General features: G+C 67.9%; 32 protein-coding genes. 25 read left to right on the forward strand and 7 right to left on the reverse strand.

What is annotated here, in order from left to right; all coding sequences use genetic code 11:
* Window positions 1–137 precede the first annotated feature (137 nt).
* Window positions 138–1,013, reverse strand: coding sequence for a DMT family transporter (locus WA944_RS23950; RefSeq protein WP_526609281.1), 876 nt, complete (start codon window positions 1,011–1,013; stop codon window positions 138–140).
* A gap of 203 nt (window positions 1,014–1,216) precedes the next feature.
* Here WA944_RS23950 and WA944_RS23955 point away from each other — a divergent pair, with 203 nt between their 5' ends.
* Window positions 1,217–2,590 (forward strand): DUF349 domain-containing protein, encoded by a 1,374-nt coding sequence (locus WA944_RS23955; RefSeq protein WP_526609283.1) that lies wholly within the window; start codon window positions 1,217–1,219, stop codon window positions 2,588–2,590.
* On the opposite strand, the gene WA944_RS23960 is transcribed toward WA944_RS23955, so the two are convergent.
* Window positions 2,587–3,204, reverse strand: coding sequence for an Rv2732c family membrane protein (locus tag WA944_RS23960; protein ID WP_526369531.1), 618 nt, complete (start codon window positions 3,202–3,204; stop codon window positions 2,587–2,589). The two genes, WA944_RS23955 and WA944_RS23960, sit on opposite strands and share 4 nt — an antisense overlap.
* Window positions 3,192–4,721, reverse strand: a complete 1,530-nt coding sequence (miaB, locus tag WA944_RS23965; protein ID WP_526609300.1) for a tRNA (N6-isopentenyl adenosine(37)-C2)-methylthiotransferase MiaB — start codon at window positions 4,719–4,721, stop codon at window positions 3,192–3,194. Before miaB ends, WA944_RS23960 begins: the two co-directional genes overlap by 13 nt.
* Before the next feature lie 162 nt (window positions 4,722–4,883).
* Here miaB and WA944_RS23970 point away from each other — a divergent pair, with 162 nt between their 5' ends.
* The 6 genes from WA944_RS23970 to WA944_RS23995 are packed head-to-tail and all read left to right on the forward strand — an operon-like array spanning window position 4,884 to window position 8,825.
* Complete coding sequence (locus WA944_RS23970; protein WP_526374878.1) at window positions 4,884–5,612, forward strand: amino acid ABC transporter ATP-binding protein; 729 nt, start codon at window positions 4,884–4,886, stop codon at window positions 5,610–5,612.
* Window positions 5,613–5,656: 44 nt separating this feature from the next.
* The gene (locus tag WA944_RS23975) at window positions 5,657–6,484 is read left to right on the forward strand and encodes a glutamate ABC transporter substrate-binding protein (protein WP_526374876.1); all 828 of its coding nucleotides are present in this window, start codon (window positions 5,657–5,659) and stop codon (window positions 6,482–6,484) included.
* A gap of 28 nt (window positions 6,485–6,512) precedes the next feature.
* The gene (locus WA944_RS23980) at window positions 6,513–7,196 is read left to right on the forward strand and encodes an amino acid ABC transporter permease (RefSeq protein ID WP_526374874.1); all 684 of its coding nucleotides are present in this window, start codon (window positions 6,513–6,515) and stop codon (window positions 7,194–7,196) included.
* Between the two features lie 22 nt (window positions 7,197–7,218).
* Window positions 7,219–8,109: an amino acid ABC transporter permease gene (locus WA944_RS23985; protein ID WP_526647419.1), complete on the forward strand. Its 891-nt coding sequence runs from the start codon at window positions 7,219–7,221 to the stop codon at window positions 8,107–8,109.
* Between the two features lie 27 nt (window positions 8,110–8,136).
* The gene (locus tag WA944_RS23990) at window positions 8,137–8,562 is read left to right on the forward strand and encodes a DUF1622 domain-containing protein (RefSeq protein WP_526374870.1); all 426 of its coding nucleotides are present in this window, start codon (window positions 8,137–8,139) and stop codon (window positions 8,560–8,562) included.
* Complete coding sequence (locus WA944_RS23995) at window positions 8,559–8,825, forward strand: hypothetical protein (RefSeq protein WP_526374868.1); 267 nt, start codon at window positions 8,559–8,561, stop codon at window positions 8,823–8,825. The genes WA944_RS23990 and WA944_RS23995 overlap by 4 nt, the downstream gene beginning before the upstream one ends.
* A 6-nt stretch (window positions 8,826–8,831) precedes the next feature.
* On the opposite strand, the gene recX is transcribed toward WA944_RS23995, so the two are convergent.
* Window positions 8,832–9,368, reverse strand: coding sequence for a recombination regulator RecX (gene recX, locus WA944_RS24000; RefSeq protein ID WP_526374866.1), 537 nt, complete (start codon window positions 9,366–9,368; stop codon window positions 8,832–8,834).
* Window positions 9,337–10,389: a recombinase RecA gene (gene recA, locus WA944_RS24005; protein WP_526609288.1), complete on the reverse strand. Its 1,053-nt coding sequence runs from the start codon at window positions 10,387–10,389 to the stop codon at window positions 9,337–9,339. The genes recX and recA overlap by 32 nt, the downstream gene beginning before the upstream one ends.
* A gap of 156 nt (window positions 10,390–10,545) precedes the next feature.
* Between recA and WA944_RS24010 the strand changes: the two genes are divergently transcribed.
* The 18 genes from WA944_RS24010 (at window position 10,546) to WA944_RS24095 (ending at window position 25,999) form a co-directional block, all read left to right on the forward strand.
* A complete protein-coding gene (locus tag WA944_RS24010; protein WP_526374516.1) occupies window positions 10,546–11,442 on the forward strand; it encodes an alpha/beta hydrolase in 897 nt (298 codons plus the stop codon).
* Window positions 11,443–11,518: 76 nt separating this feature from the next.
* The gene (locus tag WA944_RS24015; protein WP_526374518.1) at window positions 11,519–11,848 is read left to right on the forward strand and encodes a hydrogenase maturation nickel metallochaperone HypA/HybF; all 330 of its coding nucleotides are present in this window, start codon (window positions 11,519–11,521) and stop codon (window positions 11,846–11,848) included.
* A gap of 2 nt (window positions 11,849–11,850) precedes the next feature.
* A complete protein-coding gene (hypB, locus tag WA944_RS24020; protein WP_526374520.1) occupies window positions 11,851–12,684 on the forward strand; it encodes a hydrogenase nickel incorporation protein HypB in 834 nt (277 codons plus the stop codon).
* An 88-nt stretch (window positions 12,685–12,772) separates the two neighbouring features.
* Entirely contained in the window at window positions 12,773–13,828 is a 1,056-nt protein-coding gene (locus tag WA944_RS24025; RefSeq protein ID WP_526374522.1) for an NADH-quinone oxidoreductase subunit B family protein, read from the forward strand.
* Window positions 13,829–13,912: 84 nt separating this feature from the next.
* Window positions 13,913–15,709 (forward strand): nickel-dependent hydrogenase large subunit, encoded by a 1,797-nt coding sequence (locus tag WA944_RS24030; protein WP_526374524.1) that lies wholly within the window; start codon window positions 13,913–13,915, stop codon window positions 15,707–15,709.
* A gap of 3 nt (window positions 15,710–15,712) precedes the next feature.
* Entirely contained in the window at window positions 15,713–16,678 is a 966-nt protein-coding gene (locus tag WA944_RS24035; protein WP_526609291.1) for a NifU-related iron-sulfur-binding protein, read from the forward strand.
* Window positions 16,678–17,331, forward strand: a complete 654-nt coding sequence (locus WA944_RS24040) for a DUF5947 family protein (RefSeq protein WP_526609293.1) — start codon at window positions 16,678–16,680, stop codon at window positions 17,329–17,331. Before WA944_RS24035 ends, WA944_RS24040 begins: the two co-directional genes overlap by 1 nt.
* Entirely contained in the window at window positions 17,328–17,975 is a 648-nt protein-coding gene (locus WA944_RS24045) for a DUF6084 family protein (protein WP_526647420.1), read from the forward strand. The genes WA944_RS24040 and WA944_RS24045 overlap by 4 nt, the downstream gene beginning before the upstream one ends.
* Window positions 17,972–19,330, forward strand: a complete 1,359-nt coding sequence (locus tag WA944_RS24050; RefSeq protein WP_526369706.1) for a hypothetical protein — start codon at window positions 17,972–17,974, stop codon at window positions 19,328–19,330. Before WA944_RS24045 ends, WA944_RS24050 begins: the two co-directional genes overlap by 4 nt.
* Window positions 19,321–19,440, forward strand: a complete 120-nt coding sequence (locus tag WA944_RS24055; RefSeq protein ID WP_526369708.1) for a DUF6893 family small protein — start codon at window positions 19,321–19,323, stop codon at window positions 19,438–19,440. The genes WA944_RS24050 and WA944_RS24055 overlap by 10 nt, the downstream gene beginning before the upstream one ends.
* A gap of 12 nt (window positions 19,441–19,452) precedes the next feature.
* The gene (locus WA944_RS24060) at window positions 19,453–19,941 is read left to right on the forward strand and encodes a hydrogenase maturation protease (RefSeq protein WP_526369719.1); all 489 of its coding nucleotides are present in this window, start codon (window positions 19,453–19,455) and stop codon (window positions 19,939–19,941) included.
* A gap of 3 nt (window positions 19,942–19,944) precedes the next feature.
* Entirely contained in the window at window positions 19,945–20,193 is a 249-nt protein-coding gene (locus WA944_RS24065; protein WP_526647421.1) for a HypC/HybG/HupF family hydrogenase formation chaperone, read from the forward strand.
* On the forward strand, window positions 20,190–22,481 hold the full coding sequence (gene hypF, locus WA944_RS24070) for a carbamoyltransferase HypF (RefSeq protein WP_526369711.1): 2,292 nt from the start codon (window positions 20,190–20,192) through the stop codon (window positions 22,479–22,481). The genes WA944_RS24065 and hypF overlap by 4 nt, the downstream gene beginning before the upstream one ends.
* A 20-nt stretch (window positions 22,482–22,501) precedes the next feature.
* Window positions 22,502–22,801 carry a HypC/HybG/HupF family hydrogenase formation chaperone gene (locus WA944_RS24075; RefSeq protein ID WP_526369713.1) on the forward strand — a complete coding sequence of 100 codons (300 nt, stop codon included), beginning with the start codon at window positions 22,502–22,504 and terminating at the stop codon, window positions 22,799–22,801.
* Window positions 22,798–23,898 carry a hydrogenase formation protein HypD gene (gene hypD / locus WA944_RS24080; protein WP_526369715.1) on the forward strand — a complete coding sequence of 367 codons (1,101 nt, stop codon included), beginning with the start codon at window positions 22,798–22,800 and terminating at the stop codon, window positions 23,896–23,898. The genes WA944_RS24075 and hypD overlap by 4 nt, the downstream gene beginning before the upstream one ends.
* A complete protein-coding gene (hypE, locus tag WA944_RS24085; RefSeq protein WP_526369717.1) occupies window positions 23,891–24,982 on the forward strand; it encodes a hydrogenase expression/formation protein HypE in 1,092 nt (363 codons plus the stop codon). Before hypD ends, hypE begins: the two co-directional genes overlap by 8 nt.
* Window positions 24,983–25,741 (forward strand): DUF6390 family protein, encoded by a 759-nt coding sequence (locus tag WA944_RS24090; RefSeq protein ID WP_526609298.1) that lies wholly within the window; start codon window positions 24,983–24,985, stop codon window positions 25,739–25,741. It begins immediately after the preceding gene.
* Window positions 25,742–25,807: 66 nt separating this feature from the next.
* On the forward strand, window positions 25,808–25,999 hold the full coding sequence (locus tag WA944_RS24095) for a hypothetical protein (protein ID WP_526373430.1): 192 nt from the start codon (window positions 25,808–25,810) through the stop codon (window positions 25,997–25,999).
* A 1-nt stretch (window position 26,000) separates the two neighbouring features.
* Here WA944_RS24095 and WA944_RS24100 read toward each other — a convergent pair whose 3' ends face one another.
* Together WA944_RS24100 and WA944_RS24105 are read right to left on the reverse strand one after the other, a co-directional pair.
* Window positions 26,001–26,195, reverse strand: coding sequence for a DUF3046 domain-containing protein (locus WA944_RS24100; RefSeq protein WP_526373432.1), 195 nt, complete (start codon window positions 26,193–26,195; stop codon window positions 26,001–26,003).
* Window positions 26,196–26,204: 9 nt separating this feature from the next.
* A partial coding sequence (locus WA944_RS24105) for a glycosyltransferase (protein WP_526647422.1) occupies window positions 26,205–26,893 on the reverse strand: 689 nt, incomplete at its 5' end.

Here is a 26,893-nt window from a genome sequence, read left to right on the forward strand (position 1 = left end):
GCCGCCGACAGTGCGGCGGCACGCAGGTCCGCGGTCTCGGAGGCAGCCGCCCCGGCGAGCTGCGGAACCATCACCGGCGCCGACGGCACGATCGCGATAGCGCTCAGCACGCCGTCAAACCTAGCCAACCGGTCAGGTCAGACGGGTTCCCGGGTGGCGGCTTCACCGCGGGCCAGCGCGGCGGTGGCCGCCACCATCACCGCCACCGCGATGACGAGGGTGAACCACCCCGCCTCGTCCGGCCGCAGCGTCTCGCCGAGCACCACGACGCCGAGCACGCACGCGACGAGCGGCTCGGTGACCGTCATCGTCGGCAACGACGCGGTCAGCGCCCCGGCCCGGAACGACGCCTGCTGCATGGCGGTGCCCGCCACCGCCACCAGGGCCCACGCGTAGAGCTCGGGGGTGAGCAGCAACGCCTCGACACCGGACCAGCTGGTCACGTCGAGGCGGTCCACCACGGACTTGGTCAGCACCGCGAACAACCCCCACAACGCCCCGGACACCACGGCGAGCAGCATCGCGCTGGCCGGTCCGGACCACAGCTTGGCGCCCAGCAGGCACAACGCCAGCACCGGCCCGAGAACAGCGGCCACCCCGAGCCAGGTCTCCAGGGATGCGCGCGAGTCACCGGCGGTCGGATTGCCGACGGTCACGATGACGATCACCGAGCCGGCGAGCAGCACCGCCCACACCCATTCCCACCGGGTGACCCGCCGGTGTGACTGCCGGGCGCTGATCGGCAACGCGAACAACAGCGCGGTCACCAGCACGGCCTGCACCAACAGCACCGAGCCCAGCCCCAGCGCCGCGGCCTGCAGCGCGAACCCGGCGCCGGCCACGCCACTGCCCAACCACCATCGGCGGTCGCGCAGCAGCGTCAAGAACAGCGTGAGGTGGCCGACGTTCTGATCGGTCACATCGTGCGCGGAGCGCTGATGGATGACATCACCGACCGCGATGAAGAAAGCGGCGGCCAGAGCCAGCAGTGCCGCGATATCCGCCTTGGCCATCCACCACCTCCCCGGTTTTCGTCCCGAGCCTAGAGACCTGGCACGCCAAGCCATGGGCGGAGCGCCTGATGACCTGTTTCAATGGCTTCGGAGGCATTGGAGGCTTTGGAGACTTCGAAGGCTCCGATGCTGAGTCAGCTGGTAGGCGCCGCGTAGCGCGGCAGGTGCGCGGGTGTCCGCGCGGAGGGCACGAGGTAACGGATATGACGATCACCGAGCCGGGCGGTTCCCAGGAGTTCGAGCGCGACGCCCCCAAACCCAAGCCGGGGCCTGTCCGGCCGGGGCCGGGCTCGATGGGCCCCCGGCCTGGTGCGATACGGCCAGGGCCGGTCGCCCCGCCCAAAGGCCCGACGGTCAGCCCGGTCCCGGCAAGCGATCCCCACCGCTACGGACGGGTCGACCCCGACGGCACGGTGTGGCTGCTCACCGCTGCGGGCGAGCGCAGGATCGGGTCCTGGCAGGCCGGTGACACCGAAGCCGCCTACGAGCATTTCGGTCGCCGCTTCGATGATCTGCACACCGAGGTGATGCTCCTGGAGCAGCGGCTGGCGTCGGGATCCGGCGAGGCCCGCAAGATCCGCTCTGCCGCGACCACCCTCGCCGAGAGCCTTCCGGAGGCCCACGTGCTGGGTGACGTCGACTCCCTGGCCGCGCGGCTGCAGGCGGTCGTCGAGCACGCCGAGAGCGCCACGGCCGAGGAGAAGGCCAGACGCGAACAGGCCCGTGCCGAGCACACCGCCCGGAAAGAGGCGCTCGCGGCCGAGGCAGAGGAGCTGGCGGCCAACTCGGTGCAGTGGAAGGCCACCGGCGACCGGTTGCGGGCCATCCTCGACGAGTGGAAGACCATCACCGGCCTGGACCGAAAGACCGACGATGCGTTGTGGAAGCGCTACTCGGCGGCCCGCGAGACGTTCAATCGCCGCCGTGGTTCGCACTTCGCCGAACTGGACCGGGAGCGCGTCGGCGCCAAACAGGCCAAGGAATCGCTGTGCGTGCGCGCGGAGGAACTGTGCGACTCCACCGACTGGGGTGCGACGTCGGCGACCTTCCGCGAGCTGCTCACCGAGTGGAAAGCGGCGGGTCGCGCCGCCAAGGACGTCGACGACGCATTGTGGCACCGGTTCAAGTCCGCCCAGGACAAGTTCTTTTCCGCACGCAATGCGGCTAACGCCGAACGCGACACCGAATTCCGCGCCAACGCCGAGGCCAAAGAAGCGTTGCTCGCCGAGGCGGAGAAGCTCGACAACGCCGACCCGGAAGCGGCGCGGGCCGCGCTGCGTGTCATCGGGGACAAGTGGGACGCGATCGGCAAGGTGCCCCGGGAACGCAGCGCAGACCTGGAACGGCGGTTGCGCGCGGTGGAGAAGAAGATCCGCGACGCCCCGACCGGCGGGGTGGACCCCGAGGCGCAGGCGCGGGCAGACCAGTTCCGGGTGCGCGCCGAGCAATTCGAACGTCAGGCGGAGAAGGCCGCGGCCGCCGGCCGCAGCAAGGATGCCGAACAGGCCCGGGCCAGTGCCGCGCAGTGGCGCCAGTGGGCCGACGCGGCCGCTGACGCGCTGACCAGGAAGCGCTAGCCCCGGCCCGGATTCTCGGGGCCGGCCCGCCCATCGTCACCGAAGTCCTCCAGCAGTCCCCGGTTCTGCCGGTCCGCGGCCATCCGGCGGCGGTCCTCCTCGGTGGCCAGCTGCAGCGCGGAGCGGGTCAGCACCACCCGGGCCCAGTTGTAGGCGAGCACCATCACCGCCAACCACGCCACGACCAGCCCGATTCCGGGGCCGGGGTACGGCTCTGGCGCGGTCTGGCGCGACCACACCGCCAGCAGGCCCACGAAGGAGGCGACCGTCGACCCGGCCAGCGCGACCCATGCCAGTGCCCACCGCCGGGCCACCAACGCCAGCATGGAGAAACCGACGCTGAAGACCAGCACGAACCAGGTGAAGACCCGCGACGGCAACGCGACGCCGTCGCTGACGGCCGCGTCGGACCCGATCAGCGCGTCGAGCCCCCTGGCGGCGCCGGTGTGCGGCAGCAACATCGACACCATCAGGACGAACACCAGCACGGCGATGACCAACGCCCGTGCGCCGGGATCGATCTCGCGTGCGATACGCCGTTCGGCGGCTTCGAGGTCACCTTTGAAGGCCTCGAACTCGGGACCGCCTCGGGATTCTGCGCTCATCGTGCACATCCGGTGGTTGCGGCCGCGACGGCGGGCGGACCGACCCCGGGCATACCCAGCCCGGTTCCGGTGCGGGGCTTCTCCCCCGCGGCATGGGCGTCACCCGCCCGGGTGCGGCGGTACTCGATCACGCCGGCGTCGGCGATCAGATGATGCGGGGCGGCGCCGGTGACAGTGGTGACGACGGTGTCCCCCGGGCGGATCGGGGCCACATCGCCCGGAGCGAAGTGCACAAGCCTGCCGTCTCGCGCCCGACCCGACATCCGGGCGGTGCTGGCGTCTTTGCGGCCCTCGCCGGTGGCCACCAACACCTCGACGGTCCGCCCGATCTGCGCGGCGTTCTCCTCGAGCGAAATCCGTTCCTGCAGTTCGATCAAGCGTTGATACCGCTCGGTGACAACGGATTTGGGGACCTGACCATCGAGATCGGCGGCCGGCGTGCCGGGCCGCTTGGAGTACTGGAAGGTGAACGCGCTGGAGAACCGCGCCGCGGCCACGACGTCGAGTGTCGCCTGGAAGTCTGCCTCGGTCTCACCGGGGAAGCCGACGATCAGATCGGTGGTGATCGCCGCGTGCGGTATTGCGGCGCGGACCCGCTCGATGATGCCCAGGTACTTCTCGGCGCGGTAGGACCGCCGCATCGCGCGCAGCACAGTGTCCGAACCCGACTGCAGTGGCATGTGCAGAGTCGGGCACACGTTGGGCGTCTCGGCCATCGCCTCGATGACGTCGTCGGTGAACTCCGCCGGGTGCGGCGAGGTGAAGCGGACCCGCTCCAGTCCGTCGATCCGTCCGCAGGCGCGCAGCAACTTGGCGAACGCGCCCCGGTCACGGGGTTGGTCCGGGTCGGCGAACGACACACCGTAGGCGTTGACATTCTGGCCCAGCAGCGTGATCTCCAGCACACCCTGGTCGACCAGGGATTGCACTTCGGCGAGCACGTCATCGGGTCGGCGGTCGACTTCTCTGCCCCGCAGCGCCGGGACGATGCAGAACGTACAGGTGTTGTTGCAGCCGACTGAAATTGAAACCCATGCGGCATAACAAGATTCGCGGCTGGCGGGAAGCGTCGACGGGAATTCGCGCAGCGCCTCTTTGATTTCGACCTGCGCCACCCGGTTGTGCCGGGCGCGGTCCAGCAGAGCGGGCAGCGAACCGATGTTGTGCGTGCCGAACACGACGTCCACGTACGGGGCCTTGCGCAGCACCGTGTCCCGATCCTTCTGCGCAAGACATCCGCCGACAGCGATCTGCATGTGAGGGTCGGCCTGCTTGCGGGGCGCGAGATGACTCAGGTTGCCGTACAGCTTGTTGTCGGCGTTCTCCCGGACCGCGCAGGTGTTGAACACGACGACGTCGGCGTCACTGCCGTCGTCGGCGCGGCGATACCCGGCCGCCTCGAGCAGTCCGGCCAGCCGTTCCGAGTCGTGCACGTTCATCTGGCAGCCGTAGGTTCGCACCTCGTAGGTGCGAGTGGCGCGTTCGGCACGACGACCAGGAAGGGTCCCGTTCGCCAGCTGCGTCACCGTGGAAGTCACGACCCCATCCTACGGCCGGGAATCAGAGCGCTGAACGGCCGCAGCGGCGCGCGCCTGCCCGCGGTGATCTGGGCGGATTGCCGAGTTCCAGGCAAGCTGAGCATTCCCTGGGTAAGGTCAGCACCCATGGAGAGCGCCCCTGCTGTGCCGATGATCTCGATGAAGTCGGTCAACAAGCACTTCGGCGACCTCCACGTCCTGCAGGACATCAACCTCGAGGTCGACAAGGGACAGGTCGTCGTCGTGCTGGGGCCTTCGGGCTCGGGCAAGTCGACCTTGTGCCGAACCATCAACAGGTTGGAGACCATCGACTCGGGCACGATCGCCATCGACGGCACGGTGCTGCCGGACGAGGGCCGTAAGCTGGCGCAGTTGCGGTCCGATGTCGGGATGGTGTTCCAGTCGTTCAACCTGTTCGCGCACAAAACAATTGTCGACAACGTGATGCTGGCACCGATCAAGGTTCGCAAGACACCCAAGGCCGCGGCACGCGAGAAGGCCATGAGCCTGCTCGAGCGGGTCGGGATCGCCAACCAGGCCGACAAGTATCCGGCTCAGTTGTCGGGCGGTCAGCAGCAGCGGGTCGCCATCGCCCGCTCGCTGGCGATGGACCCGAAGGTGATGCTGTTCGACGAGCCGACCAGCGCACTGGACCCGGAGATGATCAACGAGGTGCTGTCGGTGATGGTCGCGTTGGCCACCGAGGGGATGACGATGCTCGTCGTCACCCACGAGATGGGGTTCGCGCGGCGGGCCGCCAATCGCGTGGTGTTCATGTCCGACGGCGCGATCCTCGAGGACGCAGAGCCCGTGCAGTTCTTCGACCATCCCCAGACCGAGCGTGCCAAGGACTTCCTCGGCAAGATCCTGCAGCATTGACCACCGCTTCAACACCACCCGCCCCGGCGAAAGGAACACCGAGAATGGTTGCCACGTCTCAGAAGTCACTGTCCAAACGCGTCATAGGTGCAGTCGCCCTGGCCGTCGCGCTCCCGTTGGCCGCGACCGCGTGCGGCGGAGGGGGAGGTGACAGTGACAGCATCGTCGTCGGCACCAAGTTCGACCAGCCCGGTCTCGGCATGCAGAACCCCGACGGCACGATGAGCGGCTTCGACGTCGACGTGGCGACCTACGTCGCCGGCGAGCTGGGCTACACCCCCGAGCAGATCGAGTGGAAGGAAGCCCCGTCGGCGCAGCGGGAGAACCTGATCCAGAACGGCCAGGTCGACTTCATCGCCGCCACCTACTCGATCACCGACTCCCGCAAGGAGAAGGTGGCGTTCGCCGGCCCGTACCTGATCACCGGGCAGAGCCTGCTGGTCCGGTCGGACAACAACGACATCACGGGCGCCGCGTCGCTGGAGAACAACAAGATCCTCTGCTCGGTGTCGGGCTCGACGCCGGCGCAGAAGATCAAGGACGAGTACCCGGGCGTGCAGCTGCAGCAGTACGACACCTACTCGGCCTGCATCGAGGCTCTCAAGAACGGCGCGGTGGATGCCGTGACGACCGACGAGGTGATTCTCGCCGGTTACGCCGCACAGTCGCCCGGCGCCTTCAAGATCGTCGGCGAGCAGTTCTCCGAGGAGCGCTACGGCATCGGCCTGAAGAAGGACGACGCCGAGATGCGCACCGAGATCAACGACGCGTTGACGAAGATGGAGGAAAGCGGCGCCTGGAAAGAGGCGTTCGACAAGAACCTCGGCCCCGCGGGCATCACCGCGCCGGCTCCGCCGCCGCTCGACAACTGAGGCGGCTGGGTACCCGGGGGCTTCTTCAGTGGAGGTTTTCACCGAGTATCGCGAGGAGATCTTCGCCGCGTTCTGGACGACGATCCAGCTGACGGTGTTCTCCGCGATCGGTGCGCTGATCATCGGCACGGTGCTGGCCGCGATGCGGCTGGCACCGGTGCCGATGCTCAACTGGATCGGCACGACGTACGTCAACACCGTGCGAAACACCCCACTGACGCTGATCATCCTGTTCTGCTCGTTCGGATTGGCGCAGACGCTGGGCGTCACGCTGGCAGGGCGGCAGTCGCCGACGTTCATCGAGGACAGCAGCTTCCGGCTGGCGATGCTCGGGTTGACCGTCTACACCGCGGCGTTCGTGTGTGAAACCGTCCGTTCCGGGGTCAACACGGTGCCTCTCGGTCAGGCAGAGGCCGCCAGATCCCTCGGCCTGACCTTCGGCCAGAATTTGTCGATCGTGTTGCTGCCGCAGGCTTTTCGCGCCGTCATCATCCCGATGGGGTCGGTGTTGATCGCCCTGACGAAGAACACCACGATCGCCTCGGCCATCGGGGTGGCCGAGGCGGCGTTGCTGATGAAGGAGATGATCGAGAACACCGCGGCGGTGCTGGTGGTCGGGGGCATCTTCGCGCTCGGGTTCGTCATCCTGACGCTGCCGTTGGGATTGTTCTTCGGCTGGCTGGGCAAGCGACTGGCGGTGTCGCAGGCATGATGAGCGCTCGAGCGACGAACGGATGGACACGGTGAGCGGGGCGTCGGTTCTCTTCGATGCGCCGGGACCACGCGCCCGGGTCCGCAATCACGTCATCAGCGGGGTCACCGCGGTCATCGTCCTGGCGGTGGTCTGGGCCCTGTACACGCGGCTGGAGGCCAACGGACAGCTCACCGCCGCGAAGTGGGAACCGTTCCTGACGGCGAACCTGTGGACCACCTACGTCCTGCCGGGGGTCCGGGGCACGCTCACCGCGGCAGCGGTGTCGATCGCTCTGGCTCTGGTGCTGGGCTTCCTGCTCGGCGTCGGCCGGATGTCCAAGCACACCGGCATCCGCTGGGCGTCGTCGGTGTTCGTCGAGTTCTTCCGCGCGGTGCCGGTGCTGATCATGATGATCTTCGCCTACTTCCTGTATGCGTTCTACGGCGTCTTCCAGTCCCAGTACCTGGCTCTGGCCGGCGTGATCACCGGCCTGACGCTCTACAACGGCGCCGTCATCGCCGAGATCGTCCGCGCCGGGGTGCGCGCGCTGCCCCGCGGACAGGGTGAGGCGGCCTTGGCGTTGGGGTTGACGTCGGGGCAGACGATGCGGGCGATCCTGCTCCCCCAGGCGGTCACGTCGATGCTGCCGGTGCTGATCTCGCAGCTGGTGGTGGTCCTCAAGGACACTGCGATCGGTTATCAGATCACGTTCGTCGAGATGGTGCGCCAGGGCACCGTCGTCGGTTCGTCCTACGGCAACTACATTCCGGCGTTGATCGTCATCGCTCTGCTGATGATCACCGTCAACTTCGCCTTGTCGTGGTCTGCGACCTGGTTGGAGAAGCGCATGCGAAGGGCGCGGCGCGGTGGCGCGGCGCTCGACCCCGATGAGATCGAACAGGAGGGGGTGCCCGGTGCGAAGGTCGAGTGACCCTCGCCGTGCGCACCCGAACCTGAGATGATCCAGTCTTTCCACGCGTTCGAGGTGCTGCCCGAGTCAGCGCTGCGCGACATGGTCGACCTGATGGTGCGCCTCATCGAGGGCTGCGGCGCGGTCGTCATCATGATCGGGGCGATCGTCGCCATCACGAAGTTCGCCATCGCGCTGGCACGGCGTGACATCAACCAGTTCTCGGCGGTGCGGCTGTCGCTGGCCCGGTTCCTGGTGCTGGGCCTGGAGTTCCAGCTGGCCGCCGACGTGCTGCGGACAGCGATCTCGCCGTCGTTCGAGGAGATCGGCAAGCTGGCGGCGATCGCGGCCATCCGGACGATCCTGAACTACTTCCTCAACCGTGAGATCGCCCAGGAGCAGCGCGAAATCGAGCTGGCCCGGTCACGTTCCGGGTCTCCGCGCTCGACCACGGAACCACCCCCGGCCCCATGAGCGCGGTCATCACCGCGTCCTGGTGCCTTGCTCTTGCCGGAATCCTGCTCGGCTTCGGGGCCCTGACGGTGTTCGGCCGACCGTTGGTCGCGCTGCGCGCGATGGTGGACCTGTTCGTCGCCGCAGGGTTGCTGCGGTTGAGCGCCGACCTGTCCTGGGCGGCGATCACGTCCACCGTCGCCGTGATCGCGGTGCGGTTGATACTCACTCGGAGTCTGACATCCGATATCGGCAACGCTGCGCGTAGCGTCCATGCCGGTTAGGCGGCACTACACCCTGCGACGTTCCCTCTCGTTCGCCAATTCCGCGATCACCACGTCCACGGCCATCGACTGCCCATATCCACGACGAGCGAGCATCCCGACAAGCCGGCGTATCATCTTGTTCTCCGCATCCCTGTCGTCGCGGTCGCCGAGCTTTTCCCGCCGCAGCTTGTCCCGCACCAGTTCCTCGGCACGGGACCGCTCGGCGCCCGCGTCGATGCCGGCCAGCGCGGCGGTGATCACCTCGTTGTCGACGCCCTTGGTGCGCAGCTCGGCAGCCAGCGCCCGCTTGCCCTTGCCGGCGTTGATCCGCCGGGAACGCACCCACTGCTCGGCGAAGTCCTCGTCATCGACCAGCCCCACGTCGGCCAGCCTGTCGAGCACCTGCGCACTCACGTCGTCGGGATAACCCCGCTTCTGCAGCTGACCGGCCAACTCGGCCCTGGTACGTGCCCGCACGGTGAGCAGGCGCAGGCACAGCGACCTGGCCTGCTCTTCCCGTGACGGCGACTCAGAAGTCGACGGGGGTGGGAAGCGCGTCATCAGCCACTGCATCGTCAGTCACCACGGCGCCGATGCCAAGCTTCTCCTTGATCTTCTTCTCGATCTCGGCGGCGATCTCGGGGTTCTCGATCATGAAGTTGCGGGCGTTCTCCTTGCCCTGGCCGAGTTGCTCACCCTCATAGGTGAACCACGACCCGGACTTGCGGATGAAGCCCTGCTCGACCCCCATGTCGATGAGCGAGCCCTCCTTGGAGATGCCCTTGCCGTAGAGGATGTCGAACTCGGCCTGCTTGAACGGCGGCGACACCTTGTTCTTGACGACCTTGACCCGGGTGCGGTTGCCGACCGCATCGGTGCCGTCCTTGAGGGTCTCGATGCGGCGCACGTCCAGGCGTACGGACGAATAGAACTTCAAAGCCTTTCCGCCCGTGGTCGTTTCGGGACTCCCGAACATGACTCCGATCTTCTCGCGGAGCTGGTTGATGAAGATGGCGGTGGTACCCGAGTTGCTCAGTGCTCCGGTGATCTTTCGGAGCGCCTGGCTCATCAGCCGAGCCTGCAGACCGACGTGACTGTCGCCCATCTCACCCTCGATCTCGGCCCGCGGAACCAGTGCGGCGACGGAGTCGATGACCAGGATGTCCAGGGCGCCGGATCGGATGAGCATGTCGGCGATCTCCAACGCCTGCTCACCGGTGTCCGGCTGGGACACCAGCAGGGCGTCTGTGTCGACGCCCAGATTCTTGGCGTAATCGGGATCGAGCGCGTGCTCGGCGTCGATGAACGCCGCGATCCCGCCCGCGGCCTGCGCATTGGCGACAGCATGCAGCGCCACGGTGGTCTTACCGGAGGACTCGGGGCCGTAGATCTCGACGACCCGGCCGCGCGGCAGGCCACCGATGCCCAGCGCGACGTCGAGCGCGATCGACCCCGTCGGGATGACCGATATCGGCTGGCGGACCTCGTCGCCGAGCCGCATCACCGAACCCTTGCCGTGACTCTTCTCGATTTGGGCGAGAGCCAGCTCGAGGGCCTTCTCGCGGTCGAGCGCTTGCGCCATGGTGATACCTCTTCCGGTAGTCGTTGTTGACCGTTCTCGGTCGGTTGGCCGTGACGTTAGATCAGGGCACCGACAAGTCACTGCGTCGAACGCCCCCCACATTAGACGAACAGGTGTTCGATTCAAGAGGACACGCCGACGGACTACGTTGTCGGCATGACGGCAGCACAGGACGTCCGGATCCCTAGCCGCGGCGAGCAGCTCGCCGCCTACCTGTACCGGCCGCAAGGCCCCGGCCCATCCCCCTGCATCCTGATGGCCCACGGTTTCTGCGGCACCCGCGACGACGGGCTGTCCCCGTACGCCGAGGCGTTCCGTGACGCCGGGTACGTCGTGGTGCTGTTCGACTACCGGCACTTCGGCGCCTCGACCGGCCAGCCTCGCCAGCTGCTCGACATCCACCGCCAGCAGCAGGACTACCACGCCGTCGTCGAATGGGCGCGGCGTCAGGACGGCGTGGACCCGGACCGGGTCGTGGTGTGGGGATCGTCGTTCAGCGGTGGCCATGTGCTGGCCGTCGCCGCCGACGATCCCCGGATCGCGGCGGTGATCTCACAGGCTCCTTTCACCGACTCCATCGCCGCCCTGCGGCAGGTGCCGCCGCGGACCTCGGCAGCGCTCACCATCGCCGCGGTGCGGGATCAACTGGGCGCCTGGCGCGGGCACCCTCCGCGGCTGGCGCCCGCCGTCGGCGACCCGGGCGCCATCGCCGCCATGACCTCACCCGGCGCCAAGCCCGGTTATGAGGCTATAGTCGGTCGGGATTCGCTGTGGCGCAACGCGTTCGCAACACGACTGATGCTGCATTTCCCGTTCTACCGGCCCGGGCGCAAGACCTCGCGGCTCCAGATGCCACTGCTGGTGTGTGTCTGTGACAACGACACCACCACACCACCGGGACCGACGGAGAAGGCCGCGCACCGGGCGCCACGCGGCGAGCTGCGCTGGTACCCCTACGACCACTTCGACATCTACTCCGACCCGCAGGCCAGAACCGACCAGATCGACTTCCTGCGTCGGGTGCTGGCGAGCGGTGGGCCGCGTAGCGCTTGACGCGCCATGGGCCGATTCGTGGACACCCGGCCGGAGACCGGCCTATCGTGGGTTAACCCGGCCAGAACGGGGTGATATGCACGAAATGGCGATCACGCAGAGCGTCGTCGAGGCGGTGTGCGAGCACGCCGCCGGGCGACGCGTCCACAGCGTCAAACTCGAAGTCGGCGCACTGTGCGCGATCGTGCCGGAGGCGATGGAGTTCTGTTTCGGCCTCGCAGTCGAGGGAACCGTCGCCGACGGCGCCATCCTCGAGGTCGACGTCCGCGCCGGGACCGCGCAGTGCCGAAGCTGTGCAGCCCGTTTCGAACTGACCGATCCGATCCTGTTGTGTCCCTGCGGCAGTGCCGACGTCGAGCTGCTAGAAGGCCGGGACCTGCGGATCCTGTCGATGGAGGTGAGCTGACCATGTGCGCTACCTGTGGCTGCGGCGCGGACGAGGCCGTCATCACGTTGGCCGGCCACCGCCATCCGCATGTCCAACCGCACGACCATGACCATCCGCACGACCATGACCATCCGCACGACCACGTCCACACCGAGACGATCACCCTCGAGCAGAAGGTCCTGGCGAAGAACGATCTGGTCGCCGAGGAGAACCGCCGGTGGCTGGCCGAGCGCGACATCTTGGCGCTCAACATGACGAGCTCGCCCGGCGCCGGAAAGACCACCCTGCTCGAACGCACGATCCGCGACCTCGGCGGACAGCTCCCGATCGCGGTCATCGAGGGCGATCAGGAGACGCTGCTGGACGCGAACCGGATCCGGGCCGCCGGCGCCCGCGCGGTCCAGATCAACACCGGGGCGGGCTGCCACCTGGATGCCGACATGGTGCGGCGCGCCCTCCACACCCTCGACCCCGAACCCGGTTCGCTGTTGTTCATCGAGAACGTGGGCAATCTCGTCTGCCCCGCGATGTTCGACCTCGGGGAGCACAGCAAGGTCGTCGTGATCTCGGTGACCGAGGGCGCGGACAAACCGCTGAAGTATCCCCACATGTTCGCCGCCGCGGGGTTGGTCGTCGTCAACAAGACAGACCTGCTGCCGTACGTGGACTTCGATCTCGACGCGTGCACCGGATATGCGCGGTCGCTGAACGCCGGCGTCAATATTCTGCCGCTGTCCGCGACGACAGGCGATGGTATCGCCGACTGGTACGCCTGGGTCGGGCAATCGGCGAACCGGCTCCAAAGCGGGCAGATGTCACAGCATTCCGTTGACAAGACAAACGCGCCGGAGTAGACCCAACAGTTAGCGCCACGCAAGTGGGCCGAGGGTCGACTCCATTGGCGCAGGGCTCCCCAGCCCGGAGCTCGGAAAGCTGTGACACATGCCGACAGAGGCTGCAGTCAAAGCGGAAGAGGCACTGATCCACGTGCTGTGGATCAACGCCGGATTGAGTTGCGACGGCGATTCTGTGGCGTTGACTGCCGCCACCCAACCCAGCATCGAGGAGATCGCCCTGGGCGCCCTCCCCGGGCTACCCAAAATCGCCGTGCACTGGCCACTCATCGATTTCGAGTGTGGCCCGAACGGAGGTGCCGACGACTTCCTCGAATGGTTCTTCAAAGCAGACAGAGGCGAACTGGAACCGTTCGTGCTGGTTGTCGAGGGATCGATCCCCAACGAGCAGCTTCACGACGAAGGATACTGGTGCGGTTTCGGCAACGACCCGGCGACGGGGCAGCCGATGACAACCAGCGAGTGGCTCGACCGCCTCGCACCCAAGGCGACGGCCATCGTCGCCGTCGGCACCTGCGCCACCTACGGCGGAATCCATGCGATGGCGGGCAATCCGACCGGAGCCATGGGGGTCCCCGACTATCTCGGATGGGACTGGAAGAGCAAGGCCGGCATCCCCATCGTGTGCGTGCCCGGTTGTCCGATTCACCCGGACAACCTCTCGGAGACCCTGACGTACCTGCTGTACATGGCGACCGACCAGGCACCGATGATCCCGCTGGACGAGGCACTCCGGCCGCAGTGGCTGTTCGGTCAGACTGTTCATGAGGGGTGTGACCGCGCCGGTTACTACGAGCAGGGCGACTTCGCCACCGAATACGGCTCGCCGAAATGCATTGTGAAGCTTGGCTGCTGGGGTCCGGTCGTCAAGTGCAACGTGCCCAAACGCGGCTGGATCAACGGAATCGGAGGCTGTCCGAACGTGGGCGGGATCTGCATCGGGTGCACCATGCCCGGCTTCCCGGACAAGTTCATGCCCTTCATGGACGAGCCGCCCGGCGGCAAGGTGTCGACGACGGCATCCGGCCTGTACGGCTCGGTCATCCGCAGCCTGCGCCAGATCACCGGCAAGACGGTGGACAAAGAGCCCAAGTGGCGCCACCCCGGGCCGAAACTCGAAAGCGGAGCGACTCGCACCTGGTAGCAGCCGCACCCAGGCGCCCTCGGCGGCGCCGGGTGTCGAATCCTCTTCTCGTGCAGCGCCTCTAGACGAAAGAAGCAGATCTCGATGACCACCATCATCCCCGAGCCGTCCCACGTGAAGCGCGATCCCGGCCAACTGGTGGAGATGGCGTGGGATCCCATCACCAGGATCGTCGGCAGCCTCGGCATCTACACCAAGATCGATTTCGAGAACCGGGAGGTCGTCGAGTGCCACAGCACATCGTCGATCTTCCGCGGGTACTCCATCTTCATGAAGGGCAAGGACCCCCGCGACGCCCACTTCATCACCAGTCGAATCTGCGGGATCTGCGGCGACAACCACGCCACCTGCTCCTGTTACGCGCAGAACATGGCGTACGGGGTGCAGCCGCCGCACGTCGCCGAGTGGATCGTCAACCTCGGCGAAGCCGCGGAATACATGTTCGACCACAACATCTTCCAGGAGAACTTGGTGGGGGTCGACTACTGCGAGAAGATGGTCGCCGAGACCAATCCGAGTGTGCTGGCCAGGGCGGAGAACACCCAGTCCCCGCATGCCGACATGCACGGCTACCGAACCATCGCCGACATCATGCGCGCGCTCAACCCGTTCACCGGCGACTTCTACCGCGAGGCTCTGCAGGTCAGCCGGTGGACCCGGGAGATGTTCTGCCTGATGGAGGGGCGACACGTGCATCCGTCCACGCTCTACCCCGGTGGAGTCGGTACGGTCGCGACGATCCAGCTGATGACCGACTACATGACCCGGCTGATGCGCTACGTCGAGTTCATGAAGAGGGTCGTGCCGATGCACGACGACCTTTTCGATTTCTTCTACGAGGCGCTGCCCGGCTACGACCAGGTGGGCCTGCGGCGCACGCTGCTCGGCTGCTGGGGTTCGTTCCAGGACCCCGAGCACTGCAATTTCGCCTACAAGGACATGGAGAACTGGGGCCGCAAGATGTTCGTCACCCCTGGGGTGGTGGTCGACGGCAAGCTGGTCACCACGTCGCTGGTGGACATCAACCTCGGTATCCGGATCCTGCTGGGCAGTTCGTATTACGACGACTGGGAAGACCAGGAGATGTTCGTCAAGACCGACCCGCTGGGCAATCCGGTGGATCGGCGCCACCCGTGGAACCAGCACACCAACCCCAAGCCGCAGAAGCGTGACTTCGACGACAACTACAGCTGGGTGATGTCGCCGCGCTGGTTCGACGGCAAGGATCACCTGGCGCTCGACACCGGCGGCGGCCCGCTGGCCCGGCTGTGGTCCACCGCGCTGGCCGGACTGGTCGACATCGGCTACGTGAAGTCCACCGGACACAGCGTGCAGATCAACCTGCCGAAGACCGCGCTGATGGGGCCCGTCGAGTTCGAATGGAAGATCCCGCAGTACGGGAGCAACACGCTGGAACGCAATCGGGCCCGCACCTACTTCCAGGCCTACGCCGCCGCCAGCGCCCTGCACTTCGCCGAGAAGGCGCTGGTCGAGATCCGCGCTGGACGCACCAAGACCTGGGAGAAGTTCGAGGTACCCGAGGAGGGCATCGGCTGCGGCTTCACCGAGGCGGTGCGGGGGGTGTTGTCGCACCACATGGTGATCCGCGACGGAAAGATCGCGAACTACCACCCGTACCCACCGACACCGTGGAACGCCAACCCCCGCGACAGTTACGGCACCCCAGGCCCCTACGAGGACGCGGTGCAGGGGCAGCCGATCTTCGAGGAGAACAGCCGGGAGAACTTCAAGGGCATCGACATCATGCGCACGGTGCGCAGCTTCGATCCGTGTCTGCCGTGCGGGGTGCACATGTATCTGGGCGACGGCAAGAGCCTGGACCTGCTGCACTCCCCGACTCAGTCGGTCACCGGGGAATAACGTATGGGCCCGTCGGAACCGTCACCCGTGGACGAATCCGCGGCAGAGACGCAGTGGCGCACGGCGGGCGATCGGATACAGGCGTTGCTCGATGCCAGCGCGGCGGGCGGTGCCGCCGCCCGGGACCGCGCCGAGCACCTGGTGCGCGAGGTCACGGACCTGTACGGCGCGGCGCTGGCGCGGTTGATGGGCTACGCGGCGCAGGTGTCCCCCGAACTGGCCGACGAACTCGTCGCCGACGACCTTGTCGCCAGCCTGCTGCTGGTGCACGGTCTGCACCCGCATTCGGTCGAGCGCCGGATCAGCGACGCTCTGGACACTGTGCGGCCCTACCTCGGGTCGCACGGCGGCGACGTACACCTGCTCGATATCGGTGGCGCCCCGGGAGATCAGACCGTTCGGCTGCAGTTCTCCGGCAGCTGCAAGAGCTGTCCGTCGTCGGCTGTCACACTCGAGCTGGCGGTCGAGGACGCGGTGCGTGCCGCCGCACCGGAGGTCTCCGCGATCGAAGTCGTCGCCCAGCACTCGCAGACGGACACCGCGTCGTCCTCACCCGTCATCCCCGCGCAGTCGCTGCTGGACCGGGTGCACGCCGCCAGGCACGCACCCGCAACCTGGCATGCGGTCCCCGAGTTGGCGGAACTGACACCCGGCGAGGTGGGCGGTTTCCGGGTTGCGGACACGACCGTGCTGGCCTGCCGTGTCGGCGACGATGTGTACGCCTACCGGGACCGCTGCGGTGGCTGTGGTGCGTCATTGGCGGGCGCCGTGCTCCACCGGCGAATGGCCTCCACCGATGTCGTGTTGCGATGTCCCAGCTGCCATGCGCACTTCGACGTCGTGCACGCCGGAGCCTCGATCGATGCAAGCTCCGGCGCCGCGGCCCATCTGGATCCGGTCCCGGTGCTGATGCGTGACGGCGTGCTGTCGATGGCGCTGCCCCGCTCCTCGGCCGAGAGCGTGGCCTGATGAGCTCGGCAAGCGCCTACGACGTGCTGGCCCGCATCCGCGGCAACCGCACAGCGCCGCCCGCAGCCGGCGAGTGCTGTGAGATGTGCGCCGAACGCATCGCCGACGAACACCAGCACGTGGTCAATGTCGAGGGCCGCCAACTGATGTGCGTCTGCCGCGGGTGCTATCTGCTGTTCACCGACCAGCACGCCACCCTCCGCTACCGTGCCGTGCCGGACCGCTATCTGGCGTTTCCACAGTTCGCGCTCGACCGCCGTCGGTGGGAAGCCCTGCAGATTCCGGTCGGGGTCGCGTTCTTCTTCCGCAACTCCCACCTCGGCCGCACCGTCGCGTTCTATCCCGGCCCGGCCGGGGCCACCGAGTCCGAGCTGGATCTGGAATCCTGGAACGAGCTTCGCGCCGCCGACCCGCGGGTCGGCACCCTGGCCGACGACACCGAAGCGCTGCTGGTGCGGGTCCCCACCGCGGGCCGTGACGACGCCGGCGGGGCCGAGCCGGTCTGCCATCTGCTGCCGATCGACGCGTGCTACGAGTTCGTCGGCCGGTTGCGGATGCTGTGGCGCGGCTTCGACGGCGGGCAGCAGGCCCGCAATTACATGGACGAGTTCTTCGCGACCGTCGCGGCCCGCAGCAAGGTGGTCACCCCATGACTGGGACGGAGGTGACGTTCGCGGTGCTCGACGTGGCGCCGGAACCGTACGCGGTCACACCTGTCCTCACCGCCCGGGTCGGTATCGCCGCGATCGGCGACGAACCGATCCACGCGATCGCGCTGCGCTGCCAGGTTCGCATCGATCCGGTCCGGCGCAGCTACTCTGACGAGGAAGCGCAAGGCCTGGCTGATCTCTTCGGCACCCGCGACCGCTGGGCCACCACCCAGCACACGTTCCTGTGGCAGCACACCACCGCCATGGTGCCCGGGTTCACCGGGGCCACCCAGGTCGATTTGCCGCTGCAGTGCACCTACGACTTCGACGTCTCCTCCGCGAAGTACCTCCATGCCCTTCGCGACGGGACGGTGCCATTGCAGTTCTTGTTCAGCGGCACCGTGTTCGTTCAGGGAAGCCGCGGCTTTTCGGTCCTGCAGGTGCCGTGGGACCGCGAAGACCGCCACCACATGCCGGTGTCGGTGTGGCGGGACCTGATCGACCAGCACTTCCCGAACACCGGTTGGCTGCGGTTGGACCGTGAGACCGTCGACGCGCTCGCCGGATACCGGTCCGCGCACGCATCGCTGTCGCACGACGAGGCGATCATGGCGCTGCTGTCCCGGGCGACCGAGGACGTCCGATGAGCGCCGACTGGGTCCGGGCCCGCGCCGTCGCCGACGCCGTGCTGTACGAGGGTTACCTGCTTTACCCGTACCGCGCGACGTCGGCCAAGAACCAGTCCCGCTGGCAGTTCGGGGTCCTCGGCCCGCAGGACGCCGAACAGGGCGGCATCGGCGAGAACAGCACGCTGTCGGCTGATGTGCTGATCCAGCCGGGCGGGGCGGCGGCATTGTCGGTGGTGGTCCGCTTCCTGCAGCTGCAGCACCGCGCAGTCGAACGCGCTACCGACGGCGGTTTCGAGGCCGTTGACGAGCTGGTCGCCGGTGACCGGTCCTGGCTGCGCTGGGACGAGGCGGTCGAACACGAGATCCCGTTCGGTCCGATCCCCCTCGGTGACCTCGACGGCGCCCTGCGACTTCCGCTGGTGATTCCCGCGGGCCGCGAGGTCGAGACCGTCGACGCCGGTCGCCTGGTGCGGACCCGACGCGAGCTGCGTGCCGAGCTGAACCTGGTGGCGGAGCCGGACGGCGCACTGACCAGGGTGAGCGTGGCGATACACAACCTCGCCCTGCCCGCCACCGACAAGGACGGCGCGATCGCCACATCGCTGATCGGAACCCACGCGCTGACGGAAGTGCAGGGCGGGCAGTTCGTCTCGCTGCTCGAACCGCCACCGGATGCCGCAGGCGCGGTGGCACGCTGCCGGCGCCACCGCTGCTTCCCGGTCCTGGCCGGGCCGGCGGGCGTACGTGACCTGATGCTGATCTCGCCGATCATCCTCTACGACCACCCCGAGATCGCCGAACAGAGCGACGGTGCGCTCTATGACTCCACCGAGATCGACGAGATCCTCACCCTGCGCATCATGACGATGACCGGCCAGGAGAAGGCCCAGGCGCGAGCCACCGACCCGCTGGCCGCCGCGATCATCGACCGCTGCGACACGATGTCCCCCGAGGCGTTGCTCAACCTGCACGGCGTGCTGCGTGATCCGCACGCCGCAACCGGGGATGCGGGCCTCGTCCCGCAGGTTCCTGACGGCGTCGACTGGTGGGACCCGATGGTGGACAACGCCGTGAACCCGGGTGTGGACGCCGTGCTGGTGGACGGCGTGCGTGTCAGTTGCGGCAGCCGGGTGCGGCTGCGGCCCACCCGCCGGGCTGACGCCCAGGATCTGTTCTACGCGGACAAGGTCGCGCGCGTTACGTCGGTGCACGAAACCGTTGACGGTGAGACGCATGTCGGCGTGGTAATCGAGGACGATCCGGCGGCAGATCTCCACGAATGGTATGGCCGCTACCTGTATTTCGCACCTGATGAGGTCGAACCTCTCGACGCTCAGGATCTCAGCCCCGAAAGGAGTTCGACATGGAGGTAGTCGGCTGGATCGCCACCGTGGTGGCGGCGGTGGTCGTGGTACTGGCGGTGACGCTCGGCGTTCGGTCGATACCGGATGCGCAGCGCTACCTGAAGATGCGCCGGATGTAGCGGGGCGGAGTCATCACGTTTACCACCCTGGTAGCCGGTATCGGCAACATCTTCTGCTCCGACGACGGTTTCGGACCAGAAGTGCTGCGTCGTGTGGCGCCGCGGTTCACCGACCCGGCGGTCCGCGCGACGGACTACGGGATCCGGGGCATGCATCTGGCCTACGATCTTCTCGACGGGTACGACGCCCTGGTGCTCGTCGACGCGTTGCCCGACCGCGGCGCGCCCGGCACCCTGCGCGTCTTCGAGGCCGACCATGACACTCTCTCGGCGGCAACCGGTCTGGATGCACACGCGATGGATCCAGCGGCCGTGTTCGCCAGCCTGAACGCGCTCGGCGGCAGCCCCCCCTACACGGTGGTGATCGGTTGTGAGGTCGGCTGCATCGACGAGGGCATCGGCCTGTCCGACGTGGTCGCTGCGGCCGTTCCGGACGCGGTGCGCGCCGTCGAGGAGGTGCTCGCCGGGCTCGCGGCGCGCCTCGCGGTTCGGGAGGGCTGACCGGTGTGCCTGGGCATCCCCGGACGGGTCATCCAGATGCTTTCCGGATACGGCGACCAACTCGCCCTCGTCGACGTCGCGGGCGAACCCCGCAAGGTCAACATCGGCATGCTGCCCGAGGAGACGTTCTCCGCCGGTGATTGGGTGGTCATCCACATGGGATTCGTCGTCGAGAAGACCGACGAGGCCGGCGCGACCGCCGCGTTGGCCGGGTTGAAGTTGATGGGCAGCGGGACCGAGGATCCACCGTGAGCAGCCGGTGCCGGCGGCGGATCTGTGTGCGCGGTGTGGTCCAGGGTGTCGGCTTCCGGCCGTTCGTCTACACCACCGCCGCGGCGGCCGGCCTGTCGGGCTCCGTGCGCAACGACAGTGCGGGCGCCATCATCGAGGTCGAGGGCGAACCCGGCGACATCGACGGTTTCCTGGACCGGCTACGCGGTGAACCGCCGCCGCTCGCGGTCATCGACGCGGTCGAGGTTCGAGACGTTCCCGCGGTCGGCGGCACCGGGTTCCGGATCGAGGACACCTCCCGCTCGGACGGCGGCCGCACCCTGGTCTCCCCCGATGTGGCGATGTGCGCCGACTGCGAGGCCGAACAACGCGATCCGGCCGACCGTCGCTACCGCCACGCGTTCGTCAACTGCACCAACTGCGGTCCGCGGTTCACGATCATCGCCGGGGTACCGTATGACCGCGCGGCGACCACGATGGCGGCCTTCCCGATGTGCGCCGACTGCGCGGCCGAATACGCCGATCCGGCCGACCGCCGGTTCCATGCGCAGCCGGTCTGCTGCCCGCACTGTGGCCCGACCCTGTCATACCTCGACGCACAGGGGCGCCGCAGCGGAGCCGAGGACGGGCTGCGACGCGCCAGACAACTGCTGCGTGACGGCGGGATCCTCGCCGTCAAAGGCATCGGGGGGTACCACCTGGCCTGTGACGCCGCGAACGACAGTGCGGTGTCCGAGCTGCGCCGGCGTAAACGCCGCGGCGACAAGCCTTTTGCGGTGATGGTTGCCGGTCTGACGGTGGCGCGCACGCTGTGTGTGCTCGATGACGGTGCCGAGCGGCTGCTGTCGGGTCCGCAGCGACCGATCGTGCTGGCGGACCGGTCACCGTCGGCTCCCGTTGCCGAGTCGGTGGCCCCTCATAACCCCGACCTCGGTGTGATGCTCCCCTACACTCCGGTGCACACGCTGCTGCTGGGGCTGCCCGGTGACGAGCCGGGTCCGCCGGCTTTGGTGATGACGTCGGGAAACCTCGGCGGTGAACCAATCTGCTATCGCGACGACGATGCGGTGCAACGACTCTCGCATCTCACCGACGGCTGGCTGATGCATGACCGGCCGATCCTGGTGCCCTGCGACGATTCCGTGGTGCGGCCGCTCGGCGGCGGAATAGAGATCCCGATCCGCCGGTCCCGCGGATACGCTCCGCTGCCGGTCGCCCTGCCGGTGTCCGTCCCGCCGACGCTGGCGGTCGGTGCGGACCTGAAGAACACCATGGGCCTTGCCGAGGGCCGGTACGCGTGGCTGAGTCAGCACATCGGTGACATGGACGATGTGGCCACCCTGTCTGCGTTCGCCGCCGCGGCGAAGCACCTGAGCACGTTGACGGGGGTGCGCCCACAGATCGTCGTCGCCGACGCGCACCCGCGGTACCGCTCGACGGCGTGGGCCCACCGCCACGCCGACGGCCGGCCGGTGCGCTCGGTGCAGCATCATCATGCTCATATCGCCGCGGTGATGGCCGAACACGGCCTCGACGGGGTGCAGGAGGTGCTCGGCTTCGCGTTCGACGGCACCGGATACGGCCCGGACGGGGCGATCTGGGGCGGTGAAGCGTTGCTCGCCGACTACAAGGGCTTTCGGCGGATGGCCCACCTCAAGTACGTTCCCTTACCCGGTGGCGACGTCAGCGTGCTGCGGCCCTACCGGATGGCGCTGGCGCACCTGTGGGCTGCGGGGGTGGCGTGGGCCGAGGACCTGCCACCGGTGCGCGCCTGCCCGCCGGAAGAGCGCGCGGTGTTGAGGCACCAACTCGAGACCGGGCTGGGATGCGCACCGACCTCCAGCATGGGCCGGCTTTTCGACGCCGTGTCGGCGCTGGCCGGCGTACGCCAGGTGGTGGACTACGAAGCGCAGGCGGCCATCGAGCTGGAGGGGTTGTCCCGCCGCGCGGACCCCGGCGCGCTCCGGTACCGCTTCCACGTCGACCTCGCCTTGGCACCGGCACAGATCGATCCCGCGCCCTTGCTGCGCGCGGTCGTCGACGATGTGTGCAACGGTGTACCTGCGGGCGTGATCGGCGCCCGCTTCCACGCCGCGGTCGGCCGGCTGATCGTCGACCTCGCCACCGAGTACGCGGTGGACACCGACACGGTCGCGCTGTCGGGCGGGGTGTTCCAGAACGCGCTGCTTGCCGCGGTGACGTTCACGGAGTTACTCGACAACGGTTTTGAGGTCATCACCCACCGCCGGGTTCCCCCGAACGACGGCGGCATCGCGCTGGGTCAGTTGATGGTCGGGAACTCGGGGTAGTAGGAAAGGCAGGGCAGCTCATGTGTCTGGCGGTACCCGGGAAGATTCTGCGGATGGAGGACCGCGACGGCACGCTGATGTCGGTCGTCGACTTCGGCGGTGTCCAGAAGGACGTCTGCCTGCAGTACATACCCGACGCCCAGGTGGGCGAATACGTGGTGGTGCATGTCGGTTTCGCGATTCAGCGTCTCGACGAGGAATCGGCGATCCAGACGCTGGCCGAGTTCGAACGCCTCGGGGTGCTCAACGAGGAGTTCGGTGACGGGTTCGAACTGGCCGCGCAGCAGGCAGGGCTGACCAATCCCGAGGAGACACGATGAAGTACCTGGACGAGTTCAGTGATCCCGAACTGGCGGGCAAGTTGATCCATCAGATCCGGGCGGCGACCACCAGACGCTGGGCGATCATGGAAGTCTGTGGCGGGCAGACGCATTCGATCATCCGCCACGGCATCGACCAACTACTCCCCGACGAGATCGAGATGATCCACGGGCCGGGTTGCCCGGTGTGCGTGACCCCGTTGGAAATCATCGACAAGGCGCTGGAGATCGCGTCCCGTCCCGACGTAGTCTTCTGCTCGTTCGGTGACATGCTACGGGTTCCGGGAAGCGGGAAGGACCTGTTCCGGATCAAGAGCGAGGGCGGCGATGTGCGGGTGGTGTATTCGCCGCTGGATGCGCTCACCATCGCCAAGGACAATCCGGACAAACAGGTGGTGTTCTTCGGAATCGGTTTCGAGACCACCGCGCCCGCCAACGCGATGACTGTGTACCAGGCCAAACGGGTTGGCATCGAGAACTTCTCACTACTGGTCTCGCACGTCCTGGTGCCGCCGGCCATCGCCGCGATCATGGAGTCTCCCACCTGCCGGGTGCAGGCGTTCCTGGCCGCCGGCCATGTCTGCTCGGTCATGGGGACCGAGGAGTACCCGCCGTTGTGCGACAAGTACGGCATCCCCATCGTGGTGACCGGCTTCGAGCCGCTGGACATCCTCGAAGGTATCCGGCGCACCGTGCTGCAACTGGAATCGGGCCGCCACGAATTGGAGAACGCCTATCCGCGTGCGGTGCGCGCGGAAGGCAACGCCGCAGCCAAAGCCATGCTGTGGGACGTGTTCGAGGTGACCGACCGGGCGTGGCGCGGCATCGGGATGATCCCCTCGAGCGGCTGGCGCCTGTCGGCCGACTACCGCGACTTCGACGCCGAGCACCGGTTCGCGGTGACCGACATCCACACCGAGGAGTCCGCGGTGTGCCGTTCCGGAGAGGTGTTGCAGGGCTTGATCAAACCGCACGAGTGCTCAGCCTTCGGCACGCTGTGCACTCCGCGCAATCCGCTCGGCGCCACCATGGTCTCGTCCGAGGGTGCCTGCGCCGCCTACTATCTCTACCGGCGGCTGGAGGTGATGCATGCCTGAGGCGAACTCCGAAGTGTCGGCCGCCGAGCCGGCGACCATCGACATGGAGGCCTGGGTGTGTCCCGTGCCGCTGCGCGACGCACCCAACATCCTGATGGGGCACGGCGGCGGCGGGGCGATGTCCGCCGAGCTGATCGAGCACCTGTTCCTACCGGCGTTCGGTTCGGCGGCCGACGCCCAGATGGGTGATTCCGCGGTGCTGCAGGTGGGCGCCGAAAGGCTGGCGTTCTCGACCGACTCCTATGTGGTCAAACCGATGTTCTTCCCCGGCGGCAGCATCGGCGATCTGGCCGTCAACGGCACGGTCAACGATCTGGCGATGGCCGGCGCGCAGCCGGTGGCGCTGTCGACCGCGTTCATCCTCGAGGAGGGCACCCCGCTGGCCGAACTCGCCCGCGTCGCACACGCCGTCGGCACCGCCGCATTGGCGGCCGGGGTGAAGTTGGTCACCGGTGACACCAAGGTCGTCGACTCCGGCCACGGTGACAGCGTGTACATCAACACCGCGGGAATCGGCCTGGTGGACAGCCGTGCCGACATCCGCCCGCAGCGGGCCCGTCCCGGCGATGTGGTGATCGTCAGCGGTGACATCGGCGTGCACGGCGTGGCGGTGATGAGCTGCCGGGAGGGCCTCGAGTTCGGGACCACCGTCGCCACTGACAGCGCCCCGCTGCACGGGCTGGTGGCGGCGATGATCGACACCGGCGCCGACATCCACGCGCTACGCGACCCCACCAGGGGCGGTGTCGGGGCGACGCTGAACGAGATCGCCAGGGCGGCGGGCGTCGGGATCTCGCTCGACGAGCGCTCTTTCCCCATTCCCGGTGAGGTGCGCGATGCCTGCGGACTGCTGGGACTCGACCCGCTCTACGTCGCCAACGAGGGCAAGCTGATCGCCTTCGTCGCGCCCGAGGACGCTGACGGGGTGCTCGCCGCAATGCACGGCCATCCGTTCGGGGGGCGCGCCGGGGTGATCGGCCGCTGCGTCACCGAACACCCGGGCATGGTGGTGGCGCGCACCGCACTGGGCGGCACCAGGGTGGTGGATCTGCCCGTCGGTGAACAACTTCCGCGGATCTGCTGAATGACGGCGGGCAGCGACCGGAACCATCCCGGTCACGCGATGTTCGCCAGGTACGCTTTCCCGCCCAACGAACTCGGGTACTGCGGGCCGCCGGGCACCGTCGCACTGTCCGGCCCAGACGCACCCGACCTGGCCGACTACGCCCGCGAGTTCGACGGCGCCTGGCCGTACCTCAACGCCATCGCCGCAGCGGTGGGTCAGCACGACCCGCTCGATGAGCAGATCGTGCGCAGCTACTGGGTGGGTGGGCCGCTGCTGGCCGAAGTCGACGCCGAGGTGCTGCTGGCCACATTGCGGGAACAGTTCAGGGGGCAGGTCACCGGCCTCCTGGACGACGTGTCGTCACAGAATTCCCTGGCGAATCACAGTTTTCACGTGTTCGTGGTCTACCCGTGGGCGCGCTTTCTGCATCGTGACCCCCGCACACCGGTGAAGGTGATGCAGGATTGCCGGATCCGCTGGGGAGTCGTCGACGCCGTGGACGACGAGCACGCCGTGATCGTGTCGCGTCCGCTGATCTTCGCCGCGGGTGCGCTCGGCCTCGGTGTGCCCGTGGCCGAGCGGGTGCGCTGGCGCCGCGACGGTGCGTCGTTGGCGCCGGCGCCGATGCCCGGGCAGACGGTGGCGGCGCACTGGGACTGGATCTGCGGGGCACTGACCGCCGGCGAGGTCGCCGATCTCGACGCGGCCACCAGTGCGACGCTGACGCTGGCCAACGCCGCCCTGTCAGCGGCACAGTCCGCGCGGCACGGTTTGTGACGCCGGTCACAGGGGTTGCCGCACAGCAGCCGGCCGTATCGCCGCGGCGGGCGGTGAGGAGACGTCATGAGCACCTCGAGTGACCATCTGTCGGAGGAGCCGCAGGAAGAACGCGGAGCGCCCGGGTCCCGCGACACCGGGTCGGACCAGCCTTCCGGCGGACCGACCGACCGGCCTTCGGGCAGCTACAGCGGAGACGAGAGCGTGCCCGCGCACGACGAGGAGGGCGGCCCGGACGAGTCCGGCCGCGCCGGCTGACTCACCACTGATCGCGGGGCACGTCGAAGTCGGCACACAATGCCCGCCACACCTCGCGCGGGTCGATGCCTTCTTCGATGGCCTGCGCGCCGGTGCGGCCACCCAGGCTCGTCAACACGTGGTCGAGCAACAGCGACGAGGCCCGCGCCGCACCGAACTGGTGCTCGACGAGCTCCGAGAATTCCGTCAGCCGCACACGACCAACTTACGCTGACCGCTGCAGGGCTTCATGGCACACCCGTACCGGATCGGCGACCTGCGCGGCGGTCGCACCGGCCTGCCGGGCAGCCTCGCGGTAGCGCGGTATGGCGAGCACCTCCCGGGCCGCGGCGGCCAGAGCCGCCCCGGTCAACGGCCGGACGAGCTGCGCACTCCCCTGGCGCACAACACGATTGGCGATCTCCCACTGGTCGCCACCACCAGGCACGATCACCATCGGCACGCCGGCCAGCAGTGCTTTGGCGACGGTTCCGTGGCCGCCACCGCAGATCAGCAGGTCCGCCGCAGACAGCAGCTCGTCCTGGCGACCGAGGCCGACCACCGCCCACGGTGGAAGCTCCCCATCGGGACCCTCGAGCCGCGACACCGCCACCCGCGCTCCCGCCGGCAACACCTGCGCCGGTATCAGTGTCTCCAGGGCCAGTTCGGTGAGTCCCTTCGCTCCGGTGGTGGCCGTGGAGGGGGCAACCACCACCACGGGTCCGTCGCCGGGGGGCAGGGGCAGCACCGACGTCGTCGGCTCGAAATGCAGCGGGCCCACGACGACGGCCTCGTCGGGCCAGTCCGGGCGGGGCACCTCCAGGGCGGGCAGGGTGGCGATCAGGCGTCGCAGCGGGCCGGGATCGTGCGCGGGCAGCCCGATCCCGACACGCGCCGCCGAGCGCTGGCGCAGAC

Source organism: Mycobacterium sp., from assembly GCF_049683355.1.
Classification (GTDB): Bacteria; Actinomycetota; Actinomycetes; order Mycobacteriales; family Mycobacteriaceae; genus Mycobacterium.

Excerpts from the sequence above, each read along its gene's own strand:
- WA944_RS23970 (WP_526374878.1), top strand. The coding sequence starts at position 4,884 with ATGATCTCGATGAAGTCGGTCAACAAGCACTTCGGCGACCTCCACGTC.
- WA944_RS24035 (WP_526609291.1), top strand. The coding sequence starts at position 15,713 with ATGGGCCCGTCGGAACCGTCACCCGTGGACGAATCCGCGGCAGAGACG.
- WA944_RS24045 (WP_526647420.1), top strand. The coding sequence starts at position 17,328 with ATGACTGGGACGGAGGTGACGTTCGCGGTGCTCGACGTGGCGCCGGAA.
- WA944_RS24025 (WP_526374522.1), top strand. The coding sequence starts at position 12,773 with ATGCCGACAGAGGCTGCAGTCAAAGCGGAAGAGGCACTGATCCACGTG.
- WA944_RS24010 (WP_526374516.1), top strand. The coding sequence starts at position 10,546 with ATGACGGCAGCACAGGACGTCCGGATCCCTAGCCGCGGCGAGCAGCTC.
- recX (WP_526374866.1), bottom strand. The coding sequence starts at position 9,368 with ATGACGCGCTTCCCACCCCCGTCGACTTCTGAGTCGCCGTCACGGGAA.
- WA944_RS24055 (WP_526369708.1), top strand. The coding sequence starts at position 19,321 with ATGGAGGTAGTCGGCTGGATCGCCACCGTGGTGGCGGCGGTGGTCGTG.
- WA944_RS23975 (WP_526374876.1), top strand. The coding sequence starts at position 5,657 with ATGGTTGCCACGTCTCAGAAGTCACTGTCCAAACGCGTCATAGGTGCA.
- WA944_RS24075 (WP_526369713.1), top strand. The coding sequence starts at position 22,502 with ATGTGTCTGGCGGTACCCGGGAAGATTCTGCGGATGGAGGACCGCGAC.
- hypE (WP_526369717.1), top strand. The coding sequence starts at position 23,891 with ATGCCTGAGGCGAACTCCGAAGTGTCGGCCGCCGAGCCGGCGACCATC.
- WA944_RS23960 (WP_526369531.1), bottom strand. The coding sequence starts at position 3,204 with ATGTGCACGATGAGCGCAGAATCCCGAGGCGGTCCCGAGTTCGAGGCC.
- WA944_RS24015 (WP_526374518.1), top strand. The coding sequence starts at position 11,519 with ATGCACGAAATGGCGATCACGCAGAGCGTCGTCGAGGCGGTGTGCGAG.
- WA944_RS24030 (WP_526374524.1), top strand. The coding sequence starts at position 13,913 with ATGACCACCATCATCCCCGAGCCGTCCCACGTGAAGCGCGATCCCGGC.
- WA944_RS23950 (WP_526609281.1), bottom strand. The coding sequence starts at position 1,013 with ATGGCCAAGGCGGATATCGCGGCACTGCTGGCTCTGGCCGCCGCTTTC.
- WA944_RS24095 (WP_526373430.1), top strand. The coding sequence starts at position 25,808 with ATGAGCACCTCGAGTGACCATCTGTCGGAGGAGCCGCAGGAAGAACGC.
- hypB (WP_526374520.1), top strand. The coding sequence starts at position 11,851 with ATGTGCGCTACCTGTGGCTGCGGCGCGGACGAGGCCGTCATCACGTTG.
- WA944_RS23985 (WP_526647419.1), top strand. The coding sequence starts at position 7,219 with ATGGACACGGTGAGCGGGGCGTCGGTTCTCTTCGATGCGCCGGGACCA.
- WA944_RS24050 (WP_526369706.1), top strand. The coding sequence starts at position 17,972 with ATGAGCGCCGACTGGGTCCGGGCCCGCGCCGTCGCCGACGCCGTGCTG.
- recA (WP_526609288.1), bottom strand. The coding sequence starts at position 10,389 with ATGGCGCAAGCGCTCGACCGCGAGAAGGCCCTCGAGCTGGCTCTCGCC.
- WA944_RS23990 (WP_526374870.1), top strand. The coding sequence starts at position 8,137 with ATGATCCAGTCTTTCCACGCGTTCGAGGTGCTGCCCGAGTCAGCGCTG.
- WA944_RS24040 (WP_526609293.1), top strand. The coding sequence starts at position 16,678 with ATGAGCTCGGCAAGCGCCTACGACGTGCTGGCCCGCATCCGCGGCAAC.
- WA944_RS24090 (WP_526609298.1), top strand. The coding sequence starts at position 24,983 with ATGACGGCGGGCAGCGACCGGAACCATCCCGGTCACGCGATGTTCGCC.
- hypD (WP_526369715.1), top strand. The coding sequence starts at position 22,798 with ATGAAGTACCTGGACGAGTTCAGTGATCCCGAACTGGCGGGCAAGTTG.
- WA944_RS23955 (WP_526609283.1), top strand. The coding sequence starts at position 1,217 with ATGACGATCACCGAGCCGGGCGGTTCCCAGGAGTTCGAGCGCGACGCC.
- WA944_RS23995 (WP_526374868.1), top strand. The coding sequence starts at position 8,559 with ATGAGCGCGGTCATCACCGCGTCCTGGTGCCTTGCTCTTGCCGGAATC.